This is a genomic window from Staphylococcus sp. URHA0057, from assembly GCF_000620265.1.
Taxonomy (GTDB): Bacteria; Bacillota; Bacilli; order Staphylococcales; family Staphylococcaceae; genus Staphylococcus; species Staphylococcus pasteuri.
The window spans coordinates 407,845-432,111 of sequence record NZ_JHVS01000001.1; the positions used below are offsets into that span (position 1 = coordinate 407,845).

At 31.1% G+C, this 24,267-nt stretch carries 26 protein-coding genes; 5 read left to right on the top strand and 21 right to left on the bottom strand.

Translation table 11 applies throughout. The annotated features are described in order from the left end of the window. Positions 1 to 230 precede the first annotated feature (230 nt). The 9 genes from pheT to isdC all read right to left on the bottom strand — a co-directional run bounded on the left by pheT (position 231) and on the right by isdC (position 9,753). Complete coding sequence (pheT, locus tag N524_RS0101845) at positions 231 to 2,633, bottom strand: phenylalanine--tRNA ligase subunit beta (RefSeq protein WP_029055497.1); 2,403 nt, start codon at positions 2,631 to 2,633, stop codon at positions 231 to 233. Then, positions 2,633 to 3,691, bottom strand: coding sequence for a phenylalanine--tRNA ligase subunit alpha (gene pheS / locus N524_RS0101850; RefSeq protein WP_029055498.1), 1,059 nt, complete (start codon positions 3,689 to 3,691; stop codon positions 2,633 to 2,635). The genes pheT and pheS overlap by 1 nt, the downstream gene beginning before the upstream one ends. Positions 3,692 to 4,129: 438 nt before the next feature. Next, complete coding sequence (locus N524_RS0101855) at positions 4,130 to 4,870, bottom strand: TrmH family RNA methyltransferase (RefSeq protein WP_029055499.1); 741 nt, start codon at positions 4,868 to 4,870, stop codon at positions 4,130 to 4,132. A gap of 227 nt (positions 4,871 to 5,097) precedes the next feature. After that, complete coding sequence (locus tag N524_RS0101860; RefSeq protein WP_017637649.1) at positions 5,098 to 5,421, bottom strand: antibiotic biosynthesis monooxygenase; 324 nt, start codon at positions 5,419 to 5,421, stop codon at positions 5,098 to 5,100. 16 nt (positions 5,422 to 5,437) lie between these two features. Further along, entirely contained in the window at positions 5,438 to 6,166 is a 729-nt protein-coding gene (srtB, locus tag N524_RS0101865; RefSeq protein WP_029055500.1) for a class B sortase, read from the bottom strand. A 37-nt stretch (positions 6,167 to 6,203) separates the two neighbouring features. Then, complete coding sequence (isdF, locus tag N524_RS0101870; RefSeq protein WP_029055501.1) at positions 6,204 to 7,181, bottom strand: hemin ABC transporter permease protein IsdF; 978 nt, start codon at positions 7,179 to 7,181, stop codon at positions 6,204 to 6,206. A 12-nt stretch (positions 7,182 to 7,193) separates the two neighbouring features. Beyond that, entirely contained in the window at positions 7,194 to 8,075 is an 882-nt protein-coding gene (isdE, locus tag N524_RS0101875; RefSeq protein WP_017637652.1) for a heme ABC transporter substrate-binding protein IsdE, read from the bottom strand. Continuing rightward, entirely contained in the window at positions 8,072 to 9,106 is a 1,035-nt protein-coding gene (locus N524_RS0101880; RefSeq protein ID WP_029055502.1) for a hypothetical protein, read from the bottom strand. Before N524_RS0101880 ends, isdE begins: the two co-directional genes overlap by 4 nt. After that, complete coding sequence (gene isdC / locus N524_RS0101885) at positions 9,106 to 9,753, bottom strand: heme uptake protein IsdC (RefSeq protein WP_017637561.1); 648 nt, start codon at positions 9,751 to 9,753, stop codon at positions 9,106 to 9,108. The genes N524_RS0101880 and isdC overlap by 1 nt, the downstream gene beginning before the upstream one ends. Before the next feature lie 207 nt (positions 9,754 to 9,960). On the opposite strand from isdC, the gene N524_RS13030 reads away from it, so the two are divergent. Then, on the top strand, positions 9,961 to 11,115 hold the full coding sequence (locus tag N524_RS13030; RefSeq protein ID WP_029055503.1) for an NEAT domain-containing protein: 1,155 nt from the start codon (positions 9,961 to 9,963) through the stop codon (positions 11,113 to 11,115). Positions 11,116 to 11,275: 160 nt separating this feature from the next. Then, positions 11,276 to 13,888: an NEAT domain-containing protein gene (locus tag N524_RS0101895; protein ID WP_029055504.1), complete on the top strand. Its 2,613-nt coding sequence runs from the start codon at positions 11,276 to 11,278 to the stop codon at positions 13,886 to 13,888. A gap of 58 nt (positions 13,889 to 13,946) precedes the next feature. On the opposite strand, the gene rpmF is transcribed toward N524_RS0101895, so the two are convergent. Both rpmF and N524_RS0101905 read right to left on the bottom strand, forming a co-directional pair. Beyond that, the gene (gene rpmF / locus N524_RS0101900; RefSeq protein WP_017637655.1) at positions 13,947 to 14,120 is read right to left on the bottom strand and encodes a 50S ribosomal protein L32; all 174 of its coding nucleotides are present in this window, start codon (positions 14,118 to 14,120) and stop codon (positions 13,947 to 13,949) included. A gap of 78 nt (positions 14,121 to 14,198) precedes the next feature. Next, positions 14,199 to 14,759 (bottom strand): YceD family protein, encoded by a 561-nt coding sequence (locus N524_RS0101905; RefSeq protein ID WP_017637656.1) that lies wholly within the window; start codon positions 14,757 to 14,759, stop codon positions 14,199 to 14,201. 126 nt (positions 14,760 to 14,885) lie between these two features. Between N524_RS0101905 and N524_RS0101910 the strand changes: the two genes are divergently transcribed. Next, the gene (locus N524_RS0101910; RefSeq protein WP_029055505.1) at positions 14,886 to 16,028 is read left to right on the top strand and encodes a nucleotidyltransferase; all 1,143 of its coding nucleotides are present in this window, start codon (positions 14,886 to 14,888) and stop codon (positions 16,026 to 16,028) included. Positions 16,029 to 16,087: 59 nt separating this feature from the next. Here N524_RS0101910 and coaD read toward each other — a convergent pair whose 3' ends face one another. Beyond that, positions 16,088 to 16,573, bottom strand: coding sequence for a pantetheine-phosphate adenylyltransferase (coaD, locus tag N524_RS0101915; protein WP_017637658.1), 486 nt, complete (start codon positions 16,571 to 16,573; stop codon positions 16,088 to 16,090). Position 16,574: 1 nt separating this feature from the next. Beyond that, complete coding sequence (gene rsmD, locus N524_RS0101920) at positions 16,575 to 17,117, bottom strand: 16S rRNA (guanine(966)-N(2))-methyltransferase RsmD (protein ID WP_029055506.1); 543 nt, start codon at positions 17,115 to 17,117, stop codon at positions 16,575 to 16,577. Between the two features lie 68 nt (positions 17,118 to 17,185). Between rsmD and N524_RS0101925 the strand changes: the two genes are divergently transcribed. Further along, a complete protein-coding gene (locus N524_RS0101925; RefSeq protein ID WP_017637660.1) occupies positions 17,186 to 17,575 on the top strand; it encodes a DUF7147 family protein in 390 nt (129 codons plus the stop codon). A gap of 26 nt (positions 17,576 to 17,601) precedes the next feature. Here N524_RS0101925 and N524_RS0101930 read toward each other — a convergent pair whose 3' ends face one another. Continuing rightward, entirely contained in the window at positions 17,602 to 17,853 is a 252-nt protein-coding gene (locus N524_RS0101930) for a YlbG family protein (protein ID WP_017637661.1), read from the bottom strand. Positions 17,854 to 18,123: 270 nt separating this feature from the next. Between N524_RS0101930 and N524_RS0101935 the strand changes: the two genes are divergently transcribed. Beyond that, positions 18,124 to 19,044, top strand: a complete 921-nt coding sequence (locus tag N524_RS0101935; RefSeq protein ID WP_029055507.1) for a glycerophosphodiester phosphodiesterase — start codon at positions 18,124 to 18,126, stop codon at positions 19,042 to 19,044. 73 nt (positions 19,045 to 19,117) lie between these two features. Here N524_RS0101935 and hisIE read toward each other — a convergent pair whose 3' ends face one another. The 7 genes from hisIE to hisG are packed head-to-tail and all read right to left on the bottom strand — an operon-like array spanning position 19,118 to position 24,254. Then, positions 19,118 to 19,747, bottom strand: a complete 630-nt coding sequence (hisIE, locus tag N524_RS0101940) for a bifunctional phosphoribosyl-AMP cyclohydrolase/phosphoribosyl-ATP diphosphatase HisIE (RefSeq protein ID WP_017637663.1) — start codon at positions 19,745 to 19,747, stop codon at positions 19,118 to 19,120. Further along, positions 19,744 to 20,502 carry an imidazole glycerol phosphate synthase subunit HisF gene (gene hisF, locus N524_RS0101945; protein WP_029055508.1) on the bottom strand — a complete coding sequence of 253 codons (759 nt, stop codon included), beginning with the start codon at positions 20,500 to 20,502 and terminating at the stop codon, positions 19,744 to 19,746. Before hisF ends, hisIE begins: the two co-directional genes overlap by 4 nt. Further along, positions 20,499 to 21,203 (bottom strand): 1-(5-phosphoribosyl)-5-((5-phosphoribosylamino)methylideneamino)imidazole-4-carboxamide isomerase, encoded by a 705-nt coding sequence (gene hisA / locus N524_RS0101950; RefSeq protein WP_029055509.1) that lies wholly within the window; start codon positions 21,201 to 21,203, stop codon positions 20,499 to 20,501. Before hisA ends, hisF begins: the two co-directional genes overlap by 4 nt. Continuing rightward, a complete protein-coding gene (gene hisH / locus N524_RS0101955; RefSeq protein WP_029055510.1) occupies positions 21,196 to 21,774 on the bottom strand; it encodes an imidazole glycerol phosphate synthase subunit HisH in 579 nt (192 codons plus the stop codon). Before hisH ends, hisA begins: the two co-directional genes overlap by 8 nt. After that, the gene (hisB, locus tag N524_RS0101960) at positions 21,771 to 22,349 is read right to left on the bottom strand and encodes an imidazoleglycerol-phosphate dehydratase HisB (RefSeq protein WP_029055511.1); all 579 of its coding nucleotides are present in this window, start codon (positions 22,347 to 22,349) and stop codon (positions 21,771 to 21,773) included. The genes hisH and hisB overlap by 4 nt, the downstream gene beginning before the upstream one ends. A gap of 59 nt (positions 22,350 to 22,408) precedes the next feature. After that, on the bottom strand, positions 22,409 to 23,647 hold the full coding sequence (gene hisD / locus N524_RS0101965) for a histidinol dehydrogenase (protein WP_029055512.1): 1,239 nt from the start codon (positions 23,645 to 23,647) through the stop codon (positions 22,409 to 22,411). Next, positions 23,640 to 24,254: an ATP phosphoribosyltransferase gene (gene hisG / locus N524_RS0101970; RefSeq protein WP_029055513.1), complete on the bottom strand. Its 615-nt coding sequence runs from the start codon at positions 24,252 to 24,254 to the stop codon at positions 23,640 to 23,642. Before hisG ends, hisD begins: the two co-directional genes overlap by 8 nt. Between the last annotated feature and the right edge of the window lie 13 nt (positions 24,255 to 24,267).

The following is a 24,267-nucleotide window of genomic DNA, read 5'->3' on the forward strand; positions in this document are numbered from 1 at the left end:
AGGGTACAGTTTCAGTCAGAAATTCTACACAGATAAATCTTTGGGAATTTCTAACGTCTCAACAAATACTGTTACCTCTGGAGTCAGCGCATAAATACAGCTCATTATTCCTCAAATAATCTAACAATGAGATGATTTTAAAAAGACAAACCTATCGCCAAGATAGATTTGTCTATAAATATGGCAAGTATCAACCTTTAAGGAATGATACTTGCCTTTTACTTACTTTATTATCTTATTGTTGCGCCTTTTTCTTTCAATGCTTCGATAATTTGATCATGTACTTTTGATACACGCTCATCAGTTAAAGTATTTTCAGTATCTAAATAATTTAATCTGATTGCTACTGATTTTTTACCTTCTTCTAAATGTTCACCTTCATATACATCAAATACTTGTGTATCTTGAAGAATATCAGCACCATTATCATGAATTGTTGAGATAAGTTCATATGCTGGTACATCGTGATTTACCTCTAATGCAATATCACGTGAAACACCTGGATATTTTGGAATTGGTTGATAATTGATATAACCAACAGAAACTTTCATCATTTCTTCGTAGTTTAATTCAAACACATATGTGCGTTTTAAGTCATTATCAGCCGCTACAGAAGGATGTAATTCACCGATAAAACCAATATCTTTGCCATTTAAAGAGACAATTGCAGTTCTACCTGGATGTAAACCTTCAATTTTAGCTGCACGATAATCTAATGTTAAATTAAGTTTTTCAGCAACTCGTTCAATAACACCTTTAGTTAGATAAAAGTCGACTTCTTCTTTTTTACCTTGCCATTGATTTACAACATAATCACCTGTCATAATACCACTTAAATATTCAACTTCTTCAGGTAATTCATCTTCACCATTGCCGAAGAATACACGTCCAATTTCATATAATTTCACATCTTTATTTTTACGTGCAACATTATACGTTGTTGCCTCAATTAAATGTGGTAGTAAACTTTGACGCAATGTTGAATGTGCTTCACTCATTGGCATAAGTAGTTCAATTGTTGATCTATCTTGTAATGCAAAGTCTTTAGCATGTTCTTTAGATACAAGTGAATATGTGATAGCTTGGTTTAAACCTGCACCTTCTATTGTTTCTTTCACTATTCGTGTTTTACGTTGACGGTCAGTTAAAGTACCACTAGTCACTTCTTCAAACACTGGTAAAGTTGATGGTATCTCATCATAGCCGTATATACGTGCAACTTCTTCAATCAAGTCTTCTTTAATAGAAATGTCTTTACGACGAGATGGTACGAATACCGTAAGTTCATTATGATTCACTTCTGTTTCAAAACCTAATTGTTCGAAATTCTTTGTAATTTCATCTGCAGATAAATTAAATCCGACTGTTTCATTGATTTTGTCAGTTGTAATGTGAATTGGTGTTATGAATTCACCTAAATCGCCTGCAGACACTCTATCTTTAAGGACGCTACCAGAAGCATACATTTCTAATAAATAACATGCACGGTCAACAGCTTCATTGACAAATTCTGTCGCAATACCCTTTTCAAATCGACTAGAAGCTTCACTTCGTAAATTTAAGCGTCTTGATGTATGACGAATAGAAGCAGAATCAAAAATAGCGCCTTCTATAACAACATTAGTTGTTCGATCACTCACTTCTGAAAAATCTCCGCCCATCACGCCACCTAATGCAATTGGTGTTTGTCCATTAGTGATGACAATATCTGATTCAAGTAGCGTTCTTTCTTGATCGTCTAATGTCGTCATTGTTTCATTTTCTCGTGCTTGACGAACTTCAATATGATTAGAACCAATTTGATCTTGGTCAAACATATGTAAAGGTTGTCCATATTCTAATAGAACATAGTTTGAAATATCAACGACGTTATTAATTGGTCTAATTCCCGCTTTCATTAAACGTGATTGCATCCATATTGGTGATTGACCAATAGTGACATTTTTAACTATTCTCGCGCTATAATAAGGTACTTTATTTTCATTTTTAACGGTAACAGATAATTCATCTGTAGCGGATTCATTTAACTCATTACTAGCAGTTTGTGGTTTAGTCATTTGAGTTTGATATAACGCTGCTACTTCATATGCAGTACCTACCATACTTAATGCGTCTGCACGATTTGGAGTTAAATCAAATTCCATAATTTGGTCATTTAAATACAATGCATCTAATGCATCTGTACCGGGTGTTACCTCTGTAGAAAATACGAAAATGCCATTTTCAAATGCTTTTGGTACAACATTACTTGAGATACCTATTTCTTGTAATGAACAAATCATGCCTTCAGAACGCTCCCCGCGTAACTTGGCACGCTTAATTTTAATACCACCTGGTAAACGTCCACCTACTTTAGCAACAATGACATATTGTCCTTCATCAACATTAGGTGCACCACAAACGAATTGTACAGGCTCTTCCTCACCAATGTCTACTTGGCATATATTTAATTTATCTGCATCTGGATGAGACGTTTTAGATACGACATAACCTACTACTAAGTTTTTAATGTCTTTTGTATAATCAATAATATCGTCAACTTCGATACCAGTGCGTGTTATTTTTTCTGCTAAATCTTGAACATTTTGATTCACGTCTACATAATCTTTTAACCATTCATTTGAAATTAACATTAAATCTCACCTCTATCTTCTACAGCTTTAAACTGGTCTAAGAAACGTACATCATTTGTATAGAAATGACGAATATCCTCAATACCATATTTCAACATTGCGATACGGTCTGGTCCCATACCAAAGGCAAACCCAGAATATTCATTTGCATCAAAACCAGCCATATTTAAAACGTTAGGGTGTACCATACCTGCCCCTAAAATTTCGATCCATCCAGTATGTTTACAAACATTACAACCTTGACCTTTACATTTGAAACATGACACATCCACTTCAACAGATGGTTCTGTAAATGGGAAATAACTTGGTCGTAATCGAATTTCTCTATCAGCACCAAATAATTCTTTCGCTAATAATTCTAATGTCCCTTTTAAGTCACTCATTTTAATATTTTTATCTACTACTAATCCTTCAATTTGAGTAAATTGGTGGCTGTGTGTGGCATCATCTGAATCACGACGATAAACTTTACCAGGGCATATTATTTTAACTGGACCTTGACCATTTCGTTGTTCCATTGTTCTTGCTTGCACTGGTGACGTATGCGTTCTCATTAAAATTTCTTCAGTAATATAGAAACTATCTTGCATATCACGTGCTGGATGAGATTTAGGTAAGTTTAAAGCTTCAAAATTATAATGATCTTGTTCTACTTCAAATCCATCTACAATTTCATAACCTAATCCTAAGAATAAATCTTCAATTTCTTCAATAGTTCGAGTTAATGGATGTTTAGAACCTATTTCAATTTGACGACTTGGTAAAGTAACATCGATTGTTTCTTCTGCTAATTGTTGATTTAACTTTTCATTAGCTAAAATCGTTTGTCTTTCGTCTAGTTCTTGTTGAATTGTTTGTCTTAGCTCATTGACTTTTTGTCCATAAGCTGGTTTTTCTTCATTTGGTAAGTCTTTCATATTTTTCATTAATGCACTTACCGAACCCTTTTTACCTAAATATTTAACTTTCACATCTTGTAAAGCTCTTTCATCATTAGCAGCATTTATATCAACCAATGCTTGTTGCTTTAATTCACCCATATGATCATTTTGAGTCATACGTTTTTCCTCCTTTTATCCCATCAACAATATATTAATCAATCAATTATTTATTTATTTTTTAAACAAAAAAGACTTTCACCCCTCTAACTGGGACGAAAGCCTTCCGTGGTACCACCCAAATTTATGCCTATGCATACACTTGTATACGTTGTTAACGAAGACGTACTCCGACTTAAATCTCTTTAAGTAGCCAAAAAGATGAAAAAAACTAATCAAAATTGGAATAACTTTCAGTCATGGTTATTCTCCCTTAAACAATTTCACATGTTAGTTTACGTCTTTTTATAGGCTATTAATTCTCTTGTAGACCATATCATTGATTATTTATGAATTCATTATTTATTATAGACGATTGATTGATATAGGGTCAACCGGCAATAACCGTTTTGAATATCATTTATAAATTTTAAAGTCACCTAAATGTAGACAAATATTTTATCCTTTTAATTGGTAAAGTAAGATACTACCAGCAATTGCAACATTTAAACTTTCAGCTTTTCCATAAATAGGAATAGTTAAATTTTGTGTTGTACTATTTAATAGTGTTTCATTTACACCTTCACCTTCGTTACCCAAAATAAGTGCAAATGTGTCTTGTGCTTCAATTTCTTTAAAGCTTACAGCTTCATCTAATGCTGTACCATAAATGGGTCCATCAAATGTATCGATGAATATCTGTAATGATTCTGACATAACAGGAATATGAAATACACTACCTTGACTCGCACGTAATACTTTATCTTGATATGGATCTGCAGTGCCTTTTTCCATTACTATTAGATCAATACCTGCTGCATCTGCAGTGCGGATTAACGTTCCTAAATTACCTGGGTCTTGTATTCTATCAATTAATAATACTTGTTTCGCAGTTGATATATCATATTCTGGTTTTTTTATCACTGCGAAAAAGCCTTGAGGTGTCACAGTTCCAGACAACGCTTCTGCAACTTTTAAATTAATTTCAAATGTTTCATTAGCATACTCAATTAATTGTTCATCTGTTCTACTAGGATCAACAACAAATAATTGTTCAATGTCTAAACCACTTTGATATGCTTCATCTATTAAATGTATACCTTCGATAAGTGCTAAACCTGTTTTATCTCTATCTTTCTTTTTCTTAAGTTTATTCGCATTTTTAATTTTACTATTTTGAGCCGACGTAATTTGTTCCATATAATTAATCTCCAATATGATAATTTCTAATTATCCTTAATTGTATATGATTAAGTTATAAATTGAAAATAAAGTATCACTACTATTTTAATAGTTAAGTGATACTTACGTATTAGTTTTAGCTAAGTTGTTCTACTAAGAAACACCCTCATAATATTAAAATAAAAAAACTTCCGACTAAATTTATTGATATTTAATCGGAAGCTAATTGCTCGTTAAACGAATGGTTATTTCAAATAATGATAGCCAATATCATATGTATGAACGCTATTTTTAATAATCGGACTACTTTTATCATCAGATTGACTGCGAACATTTTGATGTGCTTTTTTAAATACATCTGATTTCAACCAGTCTGTAAAAGCTTGTTTATCTTTCCATAAAGTTAAAATTTTAACTTCATCATAATCCTCTTTTTCTAATGTACGAGTAACAAACATACCTTCAAACCCGTCTAATGTCTCAATACCATGTCTAGTATAAAATCTTTCAACAATTTCTGTTGCTGTCCCTTTGTTTAGCGTTAATTTGTTTTCAGCCATAAATCTCATGATTGTCTTCATCCTTTTAGTTAATTTTAGTTAATTTGGCAACAACTGCTATTCTGCCTGCTGTTTGTCTAAATGCATCTTCACAAGTCGATAATGTCACAATTTTATCTCCTTCATTGACATCTACATTCGTTTTAATCAACGAACGCTTCTTTGTTTTGAGTAAAAATGCTTTAAACTGTTCATCATTATCAAAAGTCGTTTGGATATAATTGTCATTACTTGTTGTTTTAAATGCACTAAAAATTTGTAATTGATATTTACCATATTTAGTATCAAAGTGGATTGATTTGTGTTTGTCATAAAATGATTGTTTTAAATAATCATCAAGTACATCAAACATAGTTTGATCACCAATATGATGACCATATATCACCGTATTTTTATCTAAAGGGTTCAATGAATTTCGATAATCCATAAAAATACTTCCTTTACGACGTTGTTCTCTTTCAAAATCTAAATTTAAATATTCATGATTTGTTTTACCTTGTAAAATAGGATAATTGAGCGATGTTCCCTCTAATTGAATCCAACCAACGATGTCTTTATTAATTTTTTCTAAGGATTCAAATTGTGGTCTTACTGATGATTGATGTTCATTTGATAGTGTTTTAAATTTCTTTTGTATTTTGGCATAACTTTCTTGTTCATCTTTATCTTGAACATAAATTTTAATTATTTGATAAGTAAAAACGACAATAACAACGATTAAAATAATTTGTATTATTCTTATTATGTGTTTCATATAATGTGATAATCCTTTATTCTTCATTAGTTAAGCCTTACATAGATTTATAAATACGTTGACGTTTACCCTTACATAATAAATAAATCAATGTAGGTCCACCTACAATCATTAAAATAGCATTGGCAGGTATTTCTAATGGTGGATGTATTGCACGTCCTGCTAAATCAGCTAAAAGTAAGAACCAAGCTCCTATGACTATTGAAAATGGTATAACTGCTTTATAATTAACACCTACTATTTTTCTTACTATATGAGGTACAATAATCCCTAAAAAGGCCATTTGACCTACTATCGCAACTGTTGCACTTGCTAAAAATACTGCTAATAAGCCAATTATCCATCTATACGTATCTATTTGAAAACCAATACTCTTAGCTTGCATATCGTCTAAATTTAATAAATTCAACTTAGGAGATAGTAAAATACTTAAACTTAATCCTATCATTGCAGAAATCGCTATAATATATACATCTTTCCATGTTTTCATAGTTAAACCTTGAGACATTTTCAGTAATGGATTTTGACTTAAGATGTCATATACACCATTTAATAACACAAATAATGCTACACCTACTAAAATCATACTTACCGCATTCAACTGATATTTAGTGTGTAAAAATATAATGATTATAAATGGAATCAATCCTCCGATAAAAACTAAAAAGGGTAAATAATTATATAGTTGAGGAATATACATCATACATAGTGTTCTCATAATTAAAGCGCCAGTCGAAACGCCTATTAAGTTCGCTTCAGCTAATGGATTTTGAAGAGACGCTTGTAAAAGTGCTCCTGATACTGCCAACATAGCCCCTACTATCATTGCTATTAATATTCTAGGTAATCTCAAATCTAATATCGCATCCACCGCATTATTTTCACCAGTTGATAATTTATCTATCCAATCATTAAATGTAATTTTTAAAGTACCAGTAACAAATGATAAATATGCTGTTAAAACAGTTAATAGTATAAATATTATTAAAAATAACTTCTTATGGTTCTTTATCATACAATCATTCCATTACTTTTTATTGTTATAAAATAAGTCATATAACTGTTTCATTGCTTCGTCAGCATCAACATTCGCTGTAATTCCAAATGGAATTTCTTCTAAATCATAAACTTTATTATTTTTAACAGCTTTAAAATGCTTCCAAATATCATTTTGTTTAAATTCTTTTTTAAACATTTTTTTCACTTCATCTGGCATGCCATGTGGTAAACGTAAAATGATATCAGGGTCTACATTGAGTAAGTTTTCAGTATTTGACGAAATATACTGTCTATCTTTTACTTTAATTACATTTTCTCCACCAGCAATTTTCACTAAGTCGCCAATATAAGATTTATCAGTCGCAACTAAATAACTTCCTGGCACACCCATAAGTATTAGTACTTTAGGATGTTTACGTTGTTTAGCAGCTTTGTCTTCAATTTCCTTTTTCACTTTATTTAAGTGATCATTTAATTCTTTTGCTTTTTCAGTTCTATTAAACTGTTTACCTAATTCTGTAATTGAATTTTCCATACCTTGCAAACTATCGTAGTCATAATAGTAACCTTTCATATTAAGCTGTTTATAAAAAGGTTTCATTTCATCTTTGATTGTAGACACACTTAATACGTGAGTTGGATTTAATTTTTTAACTGCTTCTACACTAGGTTGCATAGGTTGTCCCACTTCGGGAACATCTTTATATCGTGCCGGTAATGTTTTATAAGATGTTGGTTTTCCAACGATTGGTAAATCCAGTTTGTCTAGTGTCATTGTCAATGCAACAGTGGTAGGTACTATTCTATATTTTTCAGCTTTTTCTTCTTTTTTTGGTTTCGACGATGATTCACAAGCGACTAATAAAATAGCACATATAATTCCTAAAATTATTGTTTTTACATGTTTCAATCTTTTTTACCTCGCTTTCTCATTAATAAATGAGATACAACTAGGAGTAACATTGCTAATACTATAGCTACGCCCAATATCGCATATTCTTTTTTATGACTTTTTGCTTTTTGATTATTTTCATATTTTTTATTATTTGGTTTATGTTTCTTTACATCATCATCTCTATTGAATGATGGTAATGTTTTATCTTTTTCCTTTTTAATATTGTCCCTAGTACTTTGAATTTTAGTTGATTGTGAATCAACATTATTTTTCAAACTTTGATCATTATTATTTGAATTTTCAGACGATTGAGTATGACTGCTGTTACTATTTTTAGTCACATTTATATTTGTTGTAGTTGATTTGTTTTTTTGTTCTTGAGTACTATTCTTATATTCTTTTGGTTTATTTTGACCAGTCTTTTTATTTTTAGATATATCTTTATCTGTAGTTCGTGTTTGTTGATTATTATTCTTATTTTGTTGAGCTATTATTTGATTCTGATTTTTATCTTTTTTGTCTTCTTTATCATCTTTATTTTGTTTTAAATGAATGAATAGTACACTGTCTTCCTTATCATGGAGATTTTGTTTATAACGCATTTCCAAGGTTTGTATATTTTGCTTTAATAATATTCTTATCGTTGTTGTATTATCATTACTTTTAGTTACAAATGGTAATGGCTGAGAATTGGATGTCAAAAATTGATAATTTTCAATCTTAGTATGTGGAGATAATTTGATTTCTAGGTAAACTTGATTTTTACTATTAAAAATAAGTCGACCTTTTTCATCAAATACTTCTACTTTTTTATCATCTTTATCTCTTACATCTAGATAGATATTATTAGTCTTTTTAGGTAATTCTTTAAAAATAGATTCATCTAATTTCTGAGGGTTATCTTGCTGTGTATTATAAGAATTGGCTGATGGACTATTCATCTCATCAGCCAATAATAATGCATCTTTATTATTTAAAATCATAAATGTCGATACACAACAATAAATGATTAACGTTTTAAAGCTAGTTTGTAATGATACATTCATTATTTCACATTACCTTTGTTAACCTTTTTAGCATAAAATGTAATGAAAACGAATGACATCAATGCAACTGCAGGAACGATATAAATATATCCTGGAATACCAGCACTAGTTTGTGGGTTTTCTACACCACCAGTACCAGTGTTTGTAGTACCCCCTGTAGTATCATTACCAGTAGTACTTGCACTGCTACTACCATTACCAACTACATTAGATGGTCCATTAAATTTATAAGTAATATTGTAATGGTGATCATATAAGAAAGGTTTGCCATTTACTTTTTCATTAATATATACATCAATTTTACCTTGGACTTTACCGCTCACTTTACTTACTTCAAATTCAGAAGTACGTTCATCTTTCGCAGCATTTTTATTAATAATTTTTTCTTTATGGCCTTCGATACTCATACCTGTAATCCAATGACTGTGGTTAACAGTAATTTGAACATATAACTTACCGTTCTTTTTAACATATTTAGCTGGTTTATTAAAATAATCATTGGCAATAGATGTATCGTTAGTATTATATTTTAAGATTTCATAATTGAACGTTCCGCTATCTTCAGCAAAAGCATTATTAACAGTTGTCGCAAAAAACAATATAAAAGACAATACGGCTACACTAAAAATTTTATGTAATTTTTTCAAAATATATACCTCCCATTTAAGACGAATATTACGTCTTTACAAAAATAATAAATGATAAAGATTATCAAAGTCAATATTTATTTTATAATAAAATTATATTATTGTTATAACGATATACTTGTGGTACTATTATTGATAACCATTTTCAATTAAATTGGTTAATCACTTTTAATGACATAGCACAATCATTTTTAGGAGGAAAACATCATGAACAAACATTATCTAAATCCTAAGTTTTATAAGGAGAATAATCATGCATCATTAAGAAGATTTACAATTGGAAGTGCAACTCTTTTATTAAGTGTATTACTTTATGCAAGTAATGGAGAAAATCATGCGCAGGCTGCTGAAACAAATCAAAATAATAATCAAAATACAGCAGTATCACCTTCTTCATCACAAAATAATACTGTATCTGAAGAATTGAATTTCCAAGTTCAAAGAGATGGTTCAAATGAAGTGTCACACATGGATGAATATATGAAGCATCCTGGTAAAGTAATTAAAAAAGATAATCAATATTATTTCCAAGCTACATTAACAAATGCTTCATGGTGGAAAGAATATAAATTTTTCGATAAAAACAATCAAGAATTAACTACTAATGTTGTTAATGATGACACAGCAAATGATACAAAAACGTTAGATATTTCAGTAGAACCAGGATATACAAATATCACATCAAGAATACATATCGTTATTCCAAACTTAAAGTATGATCATACTTATACAACGCATTTGGAATTTGCGAAACCTATTCCAACATTAGGCGAAATTAATACTAATAGTGATAATAATACAGCATCTCAACCTAACAATGATGTAGTAACTACTCCAGCTACTGGAGACAATAACAACGGTGCTACTGCTCCAAGTACTGGAGATAACAACAATGTACCTACTACTCCAGCTTCTGGGGACAACAACAATGCATCTACTACTCCAAATACTGGAGACAACAACAATGCACCTACTACTCCAGCTACTGGAGATAACAACAATGCACCTACTACTCCAGCTGCTGGGGACAACAATAATGTACCAACTACTCCAGCTGCTGGGGGCAATAATAATAATGGAACTAATACAAACACTGGTGACAATGTCGGTAAAGATGGTAAAGATGGTAAAGGTGGCAAAACAGGCAAAAAAGAAGATGAAGGTAAAGATAGCAAATCTAATCAAAATAACGGGGATAAAGATGCTAAAAACTCACAAAATAGCGACGACAACAAATCAAAAGAATTACCTGATACAGGTAAAGTAGCTTCACATAGTTACTTTAATGAATTAGCTATGGCTACGATTGCCCTATTCACATCTATTACAATGTTTGTTTTCAGAAGAAAGCACTCTAAATAATCATATGAAACCTATATTAAGAAGTTGATATCTCTCAGTATAGGTTTTATTATTTTTTTATAAAATGGATTGCAATATATTTATACTTTGAGTTACAATACATGTGAACGATTGATAATGATTATCAATCTGTATTAAAACTATAGGAGTTGTTTACAACATGAACAAACATCAACAGCATAACTTCCCAAAATTAAGGTCTTTTTATTCAATACGCAAATCTACACTTGGTGTAGCTTCGATAGTAGTAAGTACACTATTCATTTTTACTTCTCATGGACAAGCCCAGGCTGCCGAAAATTCTAATGACAATAATGTACAAAATCAATCGGCATCTACGGCGAATTCTGATCAATCAAACCAATCTCAACCTGTAACTCAACCGGTTGAAAATAATAATCAAACACAAACAACGAATCAGCCTACTGCCTACCCTGCAGCGGATCAGTCTATAAAAGATGCTATTAAAAACCCTGCAGTTGAAAACCAACCTCATGACATTGGTCCAAGAGAGACAGTCAATTTCCAACTATTTGATCAAAATAATGAAACACAATATTATCACTATTTTAGTATTAAGAACCCTGCTGATGTCTATTACACAAAAACTAAAGCAAACGTTGAACTTGACCTTGATACAGGTTCAACTTGGAAGAAATTTGAAGTTTATGAAGGAAACACAAAACTTCCTGTTAACTTAGTGTCTTATAATCCAGACACAGATCATGCATATATTCGTTTCCCTGTGACTGATGGTACACAAGAACTTAAAATTGAATCGTCTACACAAATTGATAATGAACCTGAAACAAATTATGATTATACAAAATTAGAATTCGCTCGACCTATTTATAATGACCCATCACTCGTTTTAAATGATAATAGCAGTAATAATGCTTCGGAAAATGCAACTGATAACACAACACCAACAAACACTACCAACAATTCAGATAATAATGTAAATTCAACATCAAATAATAACGATGTAAACTCAACAATTGATAATAATCAAAGCGTTAGTAATCAAACTAATAATAGTCAAAATCAACCAAATGAAAACCAATCTGTAGATACAACACCAAATAATAATCAATCAAATACTACAGATAATAATAATCAAAATGATGACACTCAAAATCAAACTGCAGATACAACACCAAATAATAACCAAAGTAATAATGAAGAAAATCAGTCACAAGCTAATGATACAGTCTATCCTCCTGCTGATGTATCAATAAAAGATGCTATTAAAAACCCAGCAGTATTAGATAAAGATCATAGTGCACCCGTTACACGACCTATTGATTTTGAAATGAAAAAAGAAGACGGTGACAGACAATTTTATCATTATGCAAGCACATTAGATCCAGCAACTGTGATATTTACTAAATCTCAACCAGAAATTGAATTAGGATTAAAAACAGCACAAACATGGAGAAACTTTGAAATTTATGAAGGAGACAAAAAACTTCCTGTTACGCTCGTATCTTATGATTCAGATAAAGACTATGCTTATATCCGTTTCCCAGTTTCTGTAGGCACAAAAGAAGTTAAAATTGTATCATCTATTCAACTTGGTGAAAATAAAGTCGAAAATTATGATTATACTTTAATGGTTTTCAAACAACCGATAACTAATAATCCTAATGATTACAAAGATGATGAAACTTATACTGTAGATAAATTATTGGCACCATATCGCAAAGCTAAGACACTAGAAAGACAAGTATATGAATTAGAAAAGTTACAAAAAACTTTACCTGATAAATATAAAGAAGAATATAAATTCAAATTAGAAAAGACAAAAGCTGCTTTAAAACAACAAGTTCAATCAGCAATTGTTGAGTTTGAAAATGCAAAACCAACTAACGATCAATTAACGGATGTACATGATGCTAATTTTGTTGTATTTGAAAGTGAAGAAAATAATGAGTCAGTAATGGATGGATTTGTTGAACATCCTTTCCAAATTGGTACATTAAATGGTAAGCAATATGTAATTATGCGTACTAAAGAAGATAGTTATTGGAAAGACTTTATTGTCGAAGGTGAACGAGTGACAACTATTTCTAAAGATAAAGAAAAAAACACTAGAACATTAATTTTCCCTTATGACCCTAATAAAGCAGTTTACAATGCAATAGTTAAAGTCGTAGTATCTTCTATCGGTTACGATGGTCAATATCACGTAAGAATTATAAATAAAGATGTCCCAGTTGAAGATACATCTTTTACAAACGTAGACAATTCAATAATTGATGCAGAAAATAATCAAAATGACCCAACTACAACAACTAACAACGAAAACACTCAAATAACTGATGTAGTTAAAGATAACAACACTGATAATCAAACAGATGAAAATGTAGATAATAATGAATCAAATAGTGATAATACAACAATCCCTGATCATAATGTTGATGATATTGCAGATATTGTCGAAGATCACGATGTCGATAAAAACGAAGATAATGAAGTAACTCAAAAAGTTGATGAAGACAGTGATATAATAATACCTGAAAGTGTTAAAACAGATGAAGATATTGATAAAGAACATGTTAAGAAAAAAGGAACAACTGAAACCAAAACTGAGAGTAAAGATAATGTAAAAGATAGTGATAAACAAAAATCAAAAGAGCATGACATGAAAAAAACAACATCTCTTCCAGAAACTGGTCAATCTTCATCTCAAGGATTGACATGGTCATTATTGTTAGCGTTAACTGGTTTAACTTTTATCTTACCAAAGAGAATTAAACATTCTAAAAAATAATACAAAAAAATCCCGTCTGAAAATTAATTTCAGACGGGATTTTTAATAATATCTAAAATTATTTAGATACTACTTCTTCACCATTGTAAGAACCACAGTTTTTACATACGCGGTGAGTTAATTTGTATTCGCCACAACTTGGGCATTCTGTCATACCAGGTACTGACATTTTGAAATGAGTACGGCGTTTGTTTTTTCTAGTTTTAGACGTTCTTCTTTTAGGTACTGCCATGATTTATCCTCCTTAAAATTAAACACATAATTAAATGATATCAGTTTATTTAACAATATTATATCATTAATTAAACCGTTATTGTTCTTTATCGTATAATTGTTGTAATTTCTGAAGCCTTGGATCAACTTGATTACTATTTGAACCATCGTCTTCTTGATCTTGTTCTTGGACAAGTTCAACGAATTCATCTTCATCAATCACTTCCCAACCATTGCCTTCGGTTAACATTTGATCACTGTTGTCTGAATAAGCACGCATCGGTTTTTCGATGATAACTAAATCTTCAACAATATCTTTAATATTAATCATACCGTCAGTAGCTAGATGATAATGTTCATCCTGCTCTTCTTCATCGGTATAATAATCACTACCTTCTAAATCAAATATTTCAGAAGTTTCTACATCCAATGGCACTTCTACAGGAACTAAAGTACGAGCACACGGCATCGTATATGTCCCAGTGACATGTATGTCAGCAATAACTTCATTTGATTTGATAGTTAATTTACCGTCAACATTGATTTCAGAAAGATCAATGAGATCTAATGATTCTTTTAAATGCTCAAAATTCGCCGTTTGATTAAATTCAAAAGGCTTACCTTGATATTTTCTTAATTGTGTTATTGACCATTTCATATGGCTTCACCTCTAACAAGCACAAAATTTATTTTAACTTTCTCAGTATAATATGTCAAGATTTTTTCTTAACATACGTACTTCTGTTACAATACTAATAATGAATTCTGAAAGGAAGAAATGCAAATGAAAAGTGTTGGCTTGATTACTGAATATAATCCTTTCCATAATGGGCATCTATATCATGCTCAACAATCTAAAATAAATTCTCAAGCAGATGTTTCTGTTGCAATAATGAGTGGCAACTTTGTAATGCGTGGCGAACCAGCTATATTCAATAAATTCATTCGTACTCAAATGGCACTTTCTGGTGTTGATTTAGTTGTAGAATTACCTACTATCGCAAATTTATCTTCTGGAGACTTCTTTGGAAAAATGGCTATTAAAGTAGCGAATTATATCGATATTAACACAATATCTTTTGGTAGTGAACATGGTAATATAGTTGAGTTACAAAATGCAGTCAATCACGTGCTTGAATTAGAAAATAATCCTATATTCAAGTCCAAAATTAAAGAAGGTAAAAGTTATCCAAGAATTATCAGTGAACTGATTAAAGACCAACAAACTTTAAATATTTTACAATCACCTAACAACATCTTAAGTATAGGATATCTTAAAGCAATCCAGCAATATGCACCACATATTGAAGCAATGACGATTTACCGTGAGTCAGCACAACATCGTGATAACACAATAAAGCATCAACAATTTGCGAGTGGGTCTTCCATCCGCCAATCTTTAATCAATCAAGAAACTGATTGGTATAAAGTAGTACCTGAAAATATTAAATCACTGTATCAAAATCAAATGACTACAGTTGAAGATACTTTCCCTTACATCAAACATCAATTGTTAACACAAGACACTAATACTTTAAACACTATATATACTGTCAGTGAAGGGTTCGAAAACAGATTAAAAACAATCATCAAAGATGTCAATTCGTTTAAAGAATTACTAAGTAAAACCAAAACCAAACGATATACCTATACACATATACAACGTATCCTAATGAATATCCTGCTCAATATTCATCAACATGATATTACAAACGATATACGAGCAATTAGAATTTTAGGTATGAATGAACAAGGTCGCGCTTATTTAAAATATTTAAAGCAACAATATCCAGAACGTCGTTTTATAACCAATATCAATAAATCTTCAGCTACATATTTCCCTATCGAAATTAAAGCAACAAATGTATACAACTTATTAAGCCAACAATCTCAAAATGATTTTAATACACCAGTGATTCAAACATAATTTAAGACCGTACTATCGATGATGACTATTAAAAGAGTCACATAGTACGGTCTGCTTTTTTATTTATAATATTTTTCTTTTAATGCTTCAGCAACATTAGGAGGTACAAATTCCGAAATGTCTGCTTTATAAGCTGCAACTTCCTTAACGATACTAGAACTAATAAATGAATAATTCGTACTAGTCATCATATACATAGTTTCAATATTATTATTCAACTTTTTATTCATTGATGTTAAGCGTAATTCATATTCAAAATCACTTACCGCACGTAATCCACGTACAATCGTTTTCGCACCGACTTGTTTGCAAAAATCTACTAATAAACCATTAAAATGATGTACTTCCACGTTGGAAAGATGTGCTACAGAGCCCCTAATTAAATCCATACGTTCTTCTATATTAAACGTGCCGCCTTTACTACTATTTTTCAAAACACAGACATGTATTTCGTCAAAACGATCTGCACTTCTTTCAATAATATCTAGATGACCGTATGTAATTGGATCGAAACTCCCGGGAATGACTGCTTTCGTCTTATTCATATTAATCTCCTTTTTCTAATAGCAATGTATCTGTCAAACCATAATGATATCTTTTTATTTCTTTAAACGGTGCACTTTGAATATGTTCTTCATTACTAAACTCACAAATGATAATACCATTTTCTTTAAGCAAATTAAACTCATCAATGCTTTTTAATGCTTCATCAATAAGACCTTTTTTATATGGCGGATCTAAAAATATGTAATCAAATTGAATCTCTCTTTTAGCTAAAGCTTTTAACGCACGATCAGCATTATTTTTATACACTTCAGATTGTGCTAATAAATCAAGTTGCTTAAGGTTTGATTTAATCACTTTAACTGCTTTAAAATTTTGATCGACAAAGATTACTTTATCCATACCTCGAGATAATGCTTCAATCCCTAATGCGCCGCTTCCAGCGAATAAATCCAAAGCTATACCTGATACTTCATGTAAACTATTAAAGATGCCTTCTTTAACTTTATCCATAGTTGGCCTAGTATTTCGACCTTCCAAACTTTCTAATGCCTTACTTTTATGTATTCCCGCAATGACACGCATCACTTTCACACTTCCATTTCACAATATAATTTAATATAATTTGGGATAAAAGGAGATTGATTAAACAAATGAAACAATCATTTATTGTTTTAGGTGAGGGTTTAACAGATTTATTCGAATTCACCACTCTCATCGACTACAACCATACTAGAATTGATAAAATAATCTATTTTCATTCCCCACAAACTGAAAAGCAATTATCATCAGTAGCTATCATTATGCAACCGACTGAAGGTAATTATTTCCAAGCAATGTATATGATGATTAATGCATTAAAATATCCATATCCAAATAGTAATAAGAAATTTGACATGATTAACCAGAAAGCAGAGGAATACGATATCCCAGTATTAGGTATAGATGTTCAACCTCCAGAAGCTTTCCATGACAATGACTTATATTTTAACTATTTAATTAGCGTTTTACGATTACAACGTTGGATACCACCATTACAATAGGAAACACATTTCTTAACGAACACGAGTTATATGACTTCGTGTTTTTCTTTTTCATACGTTTTCTTTAAAAATTTGTATGGTGAACCATCTATATGTTGAACATATTTTAATTTCATTAGTTTATTAACGACATCGTCCGCTTCACTTTCATTAACATACATGATAACGAATTTACGTTGACGATTAGAATGAACGATGTGTCCATATTTTCTAATTTGTCTTTCATGTTTGATATGTTTTAAATAAACAATAAGGCTCACTCTTTGAACTAAATTCATCTTTGCTCACTCCATTTAATATACACAGTTTTTATCATATCATGAGTTTAAATTTTATGAAATAACAATCACTTCCATATATTCCATCCCTATTTATATTATTCTATTAAATCAAAACCAATCTTCATAATGGGATATTCCTATACTTAATTCGTCAAGTAAATATTTGTCTATAAAAAATAAAATAATATTCCGTTCTTCACGCACTTCATTTTTCAAATATGAAGGATATCTGTTAATATAACTTTAATACCTAAAGGAGGATATCAAATGGTTAAACTAAATAAGTGGTTCATTAATGGTTCATTCGCAATTGCAAGTATTGTTGGAAGTGTGATTTATGTAAATAAAAATAAAAAACCACGTGAAATTAATGCAATCCCTCCATTTTTCACAGGTGTAGCACCATATTTATTTGCGCATAGAGGCGGCATGGCTGTTAGACCTGAACAAACAAAGCTTGCATTTGATAATGCAGTACAATATGGCGTAGATGGATTCGAAACAGATGTAAGGCTCACTAAAGATAAGGAACTTATCGTATTCCATGATGCAACTGTTGATAGAACAACTAACGGTTCAGGTAAAGTAAGTGAACATACTTTAGAAGAATTAAGAAAATTAGACGCTGGATATTATTTCACAGATATAAATCGTCAATATCCATTTCGTGGACATGAAGATGCTAAAATTTTAACATTTGAGGAACTTTTAGAGCTTTATCCAGAGATGTATATTAATGTTGATTTGAAAGATCATCCAAACAGTTATGAAGGTTCTATTGCACCTGAAGTCATTTATCATCAAATTGTTAAACATCATGCAGAACATCGTGTATTAGTAACAAGTTTCCATAAAGAACAAATTGAACGCTTTGATCAATTAAGTAAAGGTACTGTAGCAATTGGTGCGAGTCAAAACGAAGTAGCAGATGCGTTTATTAAGTTTAATACGTTTAGAGGACATAAATTCCATCCGAAAGCTAATACTTTCCAAATGCCAACCGAATTTAAAGGAATCAAGCTTACTTCTTCTAGATTTATTAAATGGTTAAAAGTATTAAATATTGTACCAGGATTTTATGGCATTAATAGTATTGATTTAATGACAGATTTATACCAAAAAGGTGTGCATACACTTGTAACAGATCGACCTGATTTAGCACAACAATTTAAAGAGACATTAAAATAATAAATAGCAAAAATCCTTAACGAATAATCACCTTTTCGTTAAGGATTTTTACTTTTACAGACACCGATGTGTATTACCAATTTTCTATAGAATCTCTTTCACCTTTAAAATTGTTACTTTTATGATGACGTTGTTCTAATACTTTTTCAATTGCTGAAAAAGAAATATTTAACGAATGTAATAAGACAAATAAATGATATATTAAATCCGCCGCCTCGTTGATAACTTCTTTGTTATCATTTTTCATAGCTCCTATTACAACTTCAAACGATTCTTCTCCAAATTTCTTAGTGATTTTTTCTATACCTTGTTCTAACAAATAATTGGTATAAGATTTAGATTGATTAGTTCTAGATCGTTCTTTTATTGTATGTTCCAATAATTGAACTGCAAAATGTGTCTTTGTACTAAAACAGCTTTGATTCCCAGTATGACATGTTGGACCATTAGGAATAACTTCGATTAGTATTGCATCATTATCACAATCTGTATGTATCGTAACGACTTGTTGCGTATGCCCCGATGATTCCCCTTTAGTCCACAATCTTTGTTTAGACCTTGAATAAAAAGTTACTACGTTCTCTTCCATTGTTTTATTAAATGCTTCTTCGTTCATAAACCCGAGCATTAATACTTGCTTCGTTACATAATGTTGTAATATGACCGGTACTAAACCTTTACTAAAATCTACTGTGACTGTCATCTTACTGGCACACCACCTTTTCTTAATGTGTGCTTAATATCAGCTACTGTATATGTTTTACTATGTAAAATACTAGCAGCTAAACCGGCAGATACATCTGTTTCTTTAAATAAGTCTAGAAAATGTTGAGGATTTCCACCACCACCTGAAGCAATGATTGGTATATTCACCTTTGATTTAATATCTGATAAATGTTCAATATCAAAGCCAGTTTTCATACCATCGTGATGGATACTGGTTACAAGTAATTCTCCAGCACCAAGTTCTTCAACTTGTTGAATCCAATCATATACTCTTATAGAGGTTAATTGTTTACCTCCATGTGTAGTACAAAAATAGTCATTTTGTTCCGCACTATAATAACTATCAATAGCAATACAAATACATTGACTTCCAAATTTTTGGCTAGCTTCTTTAATTAAATTAGGATTTTGAAGTGCACTAGAATTTAATGACACTTTATCTGCTCCATGATTAAGTAATTGCGAAATATCATCTAAAGTTTGAATACCGCCTCCAACAGTCAATGGTATAAACAATTGTTTAGAAATGGTTTCGATAACTTCCAACATTAAGTCATGTCCTTTTTCAGTTTTAGAAATATCTAAAAATACAAGTTCATCTGCTCCCGCTTCATTATAGTATTGTGCTAATTCAAGTGGACTACCTATATCGATTAATCCCTTAAATTGTATCCCTTTAACAACACGCCCATCTTTAACATCTAAACAAGGAATGATTCTTTTTTTAATCAAGATAACCCCTCCCAAAAACTGGGATTATGTGCAGCTTTACCGATAATCGCAGCATAAACACCCAATTTTTCAAATTGGTTTAAATCTTCTTGATTTCTAATACCTCCAGAAGCAATAATACTTAATTCAGTTTGTTGTACTAATTGTCTTGTTAATTCAAAATTAGGACCAGCTAACTTCCCATCTTTTGAAATATCAGTATAGATGATGCCACCTAAAGGTAAATGATTCACTTGTTTAACAACATCAAACAAATTGAGTTGTGTATCTTCTAGCCAACCATTAATCTTTATATCTTGTTTGTATGCATCTATAGACAAATAAATCTTTTTAGGAAATAGATATGACATTCTTTCCAACCAAGTTAAATCTTGAATACCTTTAGTTCCAACTATGCAGTAATCTATACCTATATCAAAATAATGATTTAAAGTTTCTTGTGATCGAATCCCTCCACCTACTTCTATAGGTTTTTGAGATAATGATCTTAGCTTTTTAATATAATGACATTCTTGAGTTTGCTTTAATTTTGCTCCTATAAGATCCACAATATGTATACGTGAAACACAATCAAATTGATTATAAAATTGGATGCTTTCCTCAGCTGTCATTGTCATTTGCTCTTTAGATTCATATTTACCTTCAGTTAGTCTTACACTCGTTGAGTCAATCAAATCGATTGCCGGCCATATGTTAATCATTTATAAAACCGCCTTTCAATGCTTGATTTAAAATTGCCAATCCTTGTTCACCACTTTTTTCAGGATGGAATTGTATTCCTATACAATTGTTATATTGTACTACTGCAGGAATTTGACACTCATAATCTGCATATGCAACAACATGATTATTCATTATCGCTTGATAAGAATGTATAAAGTACACATCACATTGAAGTAATTGATGATCACTTTTCAATAAATTCCAACCTAAATGCGGGATAGGTTGTGTTGTATGGATTGGCACTATTCGTCCAGGTATCAGTCCTAGTCCTTCTACATTACCTTCCTCACTATATTCAAATAACAATTGCATTCCTAAGCAAATACCAATGATAGGTTGGTTTTTAATTTGGTTTAAGATAGTGTCTAATCTTTTATTTTTAATTTCTGTCATTCCATCTTTAAAATGTCCAACACCAGGTAATACAACTGCATCTGCCTTATAAATAATACTTTCGTTGTTGGTCAATATTGTCTCGTAGCCTAAGAATTCAATTGCCTTTTTCAAGCTATTAATATTGCCTAGACCGTAATCAACTATAGCTATCATTCAATCACACCTTTAGACGAAGGTATTACAAATTCAAGAGTTGGTGTTAATGCCTCTTGTAATGATTTAGCAAAAGATTTAAATAAAGCTTCAATTTCATGATGGGTATTTCCACCTCTAATTAAGTCCATATGCACAGTTAACCTCGCATTAATAATAAGTGCTCTAAAAAATTCTTCTACTAATTCTGTATCAAAATGACCTACTTTTTCTTTACTTAATTGAACATTAAATGAAAAATATGGACGGCCACTAATATCAATTACAGTTCTTGCTAACGTTTCATCCATAGGTATATAACTTGTACCATATCTTTTAAAGCTTTGCTGAGTCTTAACCATTTCCAATATCAACTGTCCTAAAACTATACCAATGTCTTCTGTCACATGATGATCATCAACATATGTATCTCCTTTAGCTTCAATTTGTAATGATAAGCCACTATGAAAAGCAAAAAGTGTTAACATATGATCTAAAAATCCTACGCCTGTATGTATATTGGATTTTTCCTTTTCTTTACTTATAGCAATTGAAATAGAAGTTTCAGCGGTTTGACGTGATTTTTGATAGTTCATTGAACTTCCTCCTTGTTGTTAATTCTGAAAATCACTTTTAAATATGGCTTTACCATATGTCAATGTCGAATATGTATTGATTGTTGATGATTATTAAGTGATTCTACACATGCTAACCTTTCTGCAGAATATGCTACCTTTTTAAAAGTTGATTTTGATAGATTAATCACACTGTGACGTGTCATAAAGTCATTAACTGATAAACCATTCGAAAATCTAGCAGTTTGGTTTGTTGGTAAAACATGACTTGGTCCAGCAATATAATCACCAATTGCTTCTGGAGCATAATGCCCTAAAAATAATGCACCTACAAATTTGATTTGATCAATAAACTGTTCTGGATGTTTAGTTTGAATGGATGCATGTTCAGGTGCAATTTTATTCAAAATATGACAGGCCTCTTCCATATCACTTACTTCAATTAAGTAATGATGATTGGCTATACTTTTGGACACTATAGAATGACGATCTATTGTTTTTAATTTATTATCAATATTTAACTGAAGTTGTTGTAATATTTGAGCATTGTCGCTAATAACAAATGTACGAGCCATTTCATCATGTTCAGCTTGAGCAAAAATATCATATGTAATGGCGTCAATTTGAGCAGTCTCATCAATAATCATAGCTAATTCAGTAGGGCCGGCAATTTGATCAATGCCTACATCTCCATAAACATATTTTTTTGCAAGCGCAACATACTGATTACCTGGACCAACTATTTTATCAACAGGTTTAATAGTTTCTGTACCATATGTAAGCGCCGCTATACTTTGTGCACCTCCAACTTGATAGACATGATTTACGCCAGTTAAGTGACAGGCAGCTAAAACTTCTTTAGAAACGCCATTTGTTTTTGGAGGTGTCACAACAACAATCTCTTCAACGTTCGCGACTTGTGCAAGTGTAGCCGTCATTAGAACAGTAGAAGGATAGCTTGCTTTACCACCTGGAACATATATCCCAACGCGTTCTATTGGATGGTAAACTTCATAACATTCTCCCTTTTTAGTAGAGGAATACTTTATCTTTTCTTGATATGATTTAATCCTTTCATAGCTTTGGTGTAACGCATTAAGTGTATCTTTATTTAATTCATCATAGGCCTTTTGTATGTCTTGCTTTGAAATTTCTAGAGATGTTGTGTCTACATGATCAAAAGTTAAATTATACTTTTTCAACGCTGCATCACCATTGACTTTAACATCATCACAAATATTTTTAACTAACAGGTATAAGGACTCATCTAATGATTGATTGTTACAATAAAGTTCTAAAAATTGTTGTGCTTTAAGCATTTATCATCTGCACCCCTAACATATTAATAAATGATTCTATTTCTTCACCCTTTTTAAAATACTGTGTTCTATTTGTAATCAATCTTGCCGAAATATCAGTGATTTTTTCTTTTTCAACAAGACCATTTGCTTTTAATGTAGTACCTGTTTGAACAATATCAATAATTCCATCTACCATTCCTACAATGCAAGCGAGTTCTATTGAACCACTTAATTTTACAATTTCAATATCTATTCCTTTGTTTTTAAAATAACGTGAAGTTGTTTGAACATAACTCGTAGCAATTTTTTTATAATCATTCGTAACAGGTTTAGCTGCTAAGGAAAAATGACAGTGTCCAAATGGTAAGTCGCATAAATTATTAATATTATATTTATTTTCATTTAAGATATCACTACCTACAATACCTATATCTGCAATGCCTTGTTCCACGTATATTGGTACATCACTTCCCTTTACTATAATAAAATCAATACCATCTATCGTAACTAATAATTGACGTTGTCTATGCTTTAGTCCATTTGATAATAAAAATAGTTGTTCTGCCTCTAAATAGTTGATAAAACTTTCTAATAATCTCCCTTTCGCTACAGCCACTCTAATCATATTGTCACCCCTA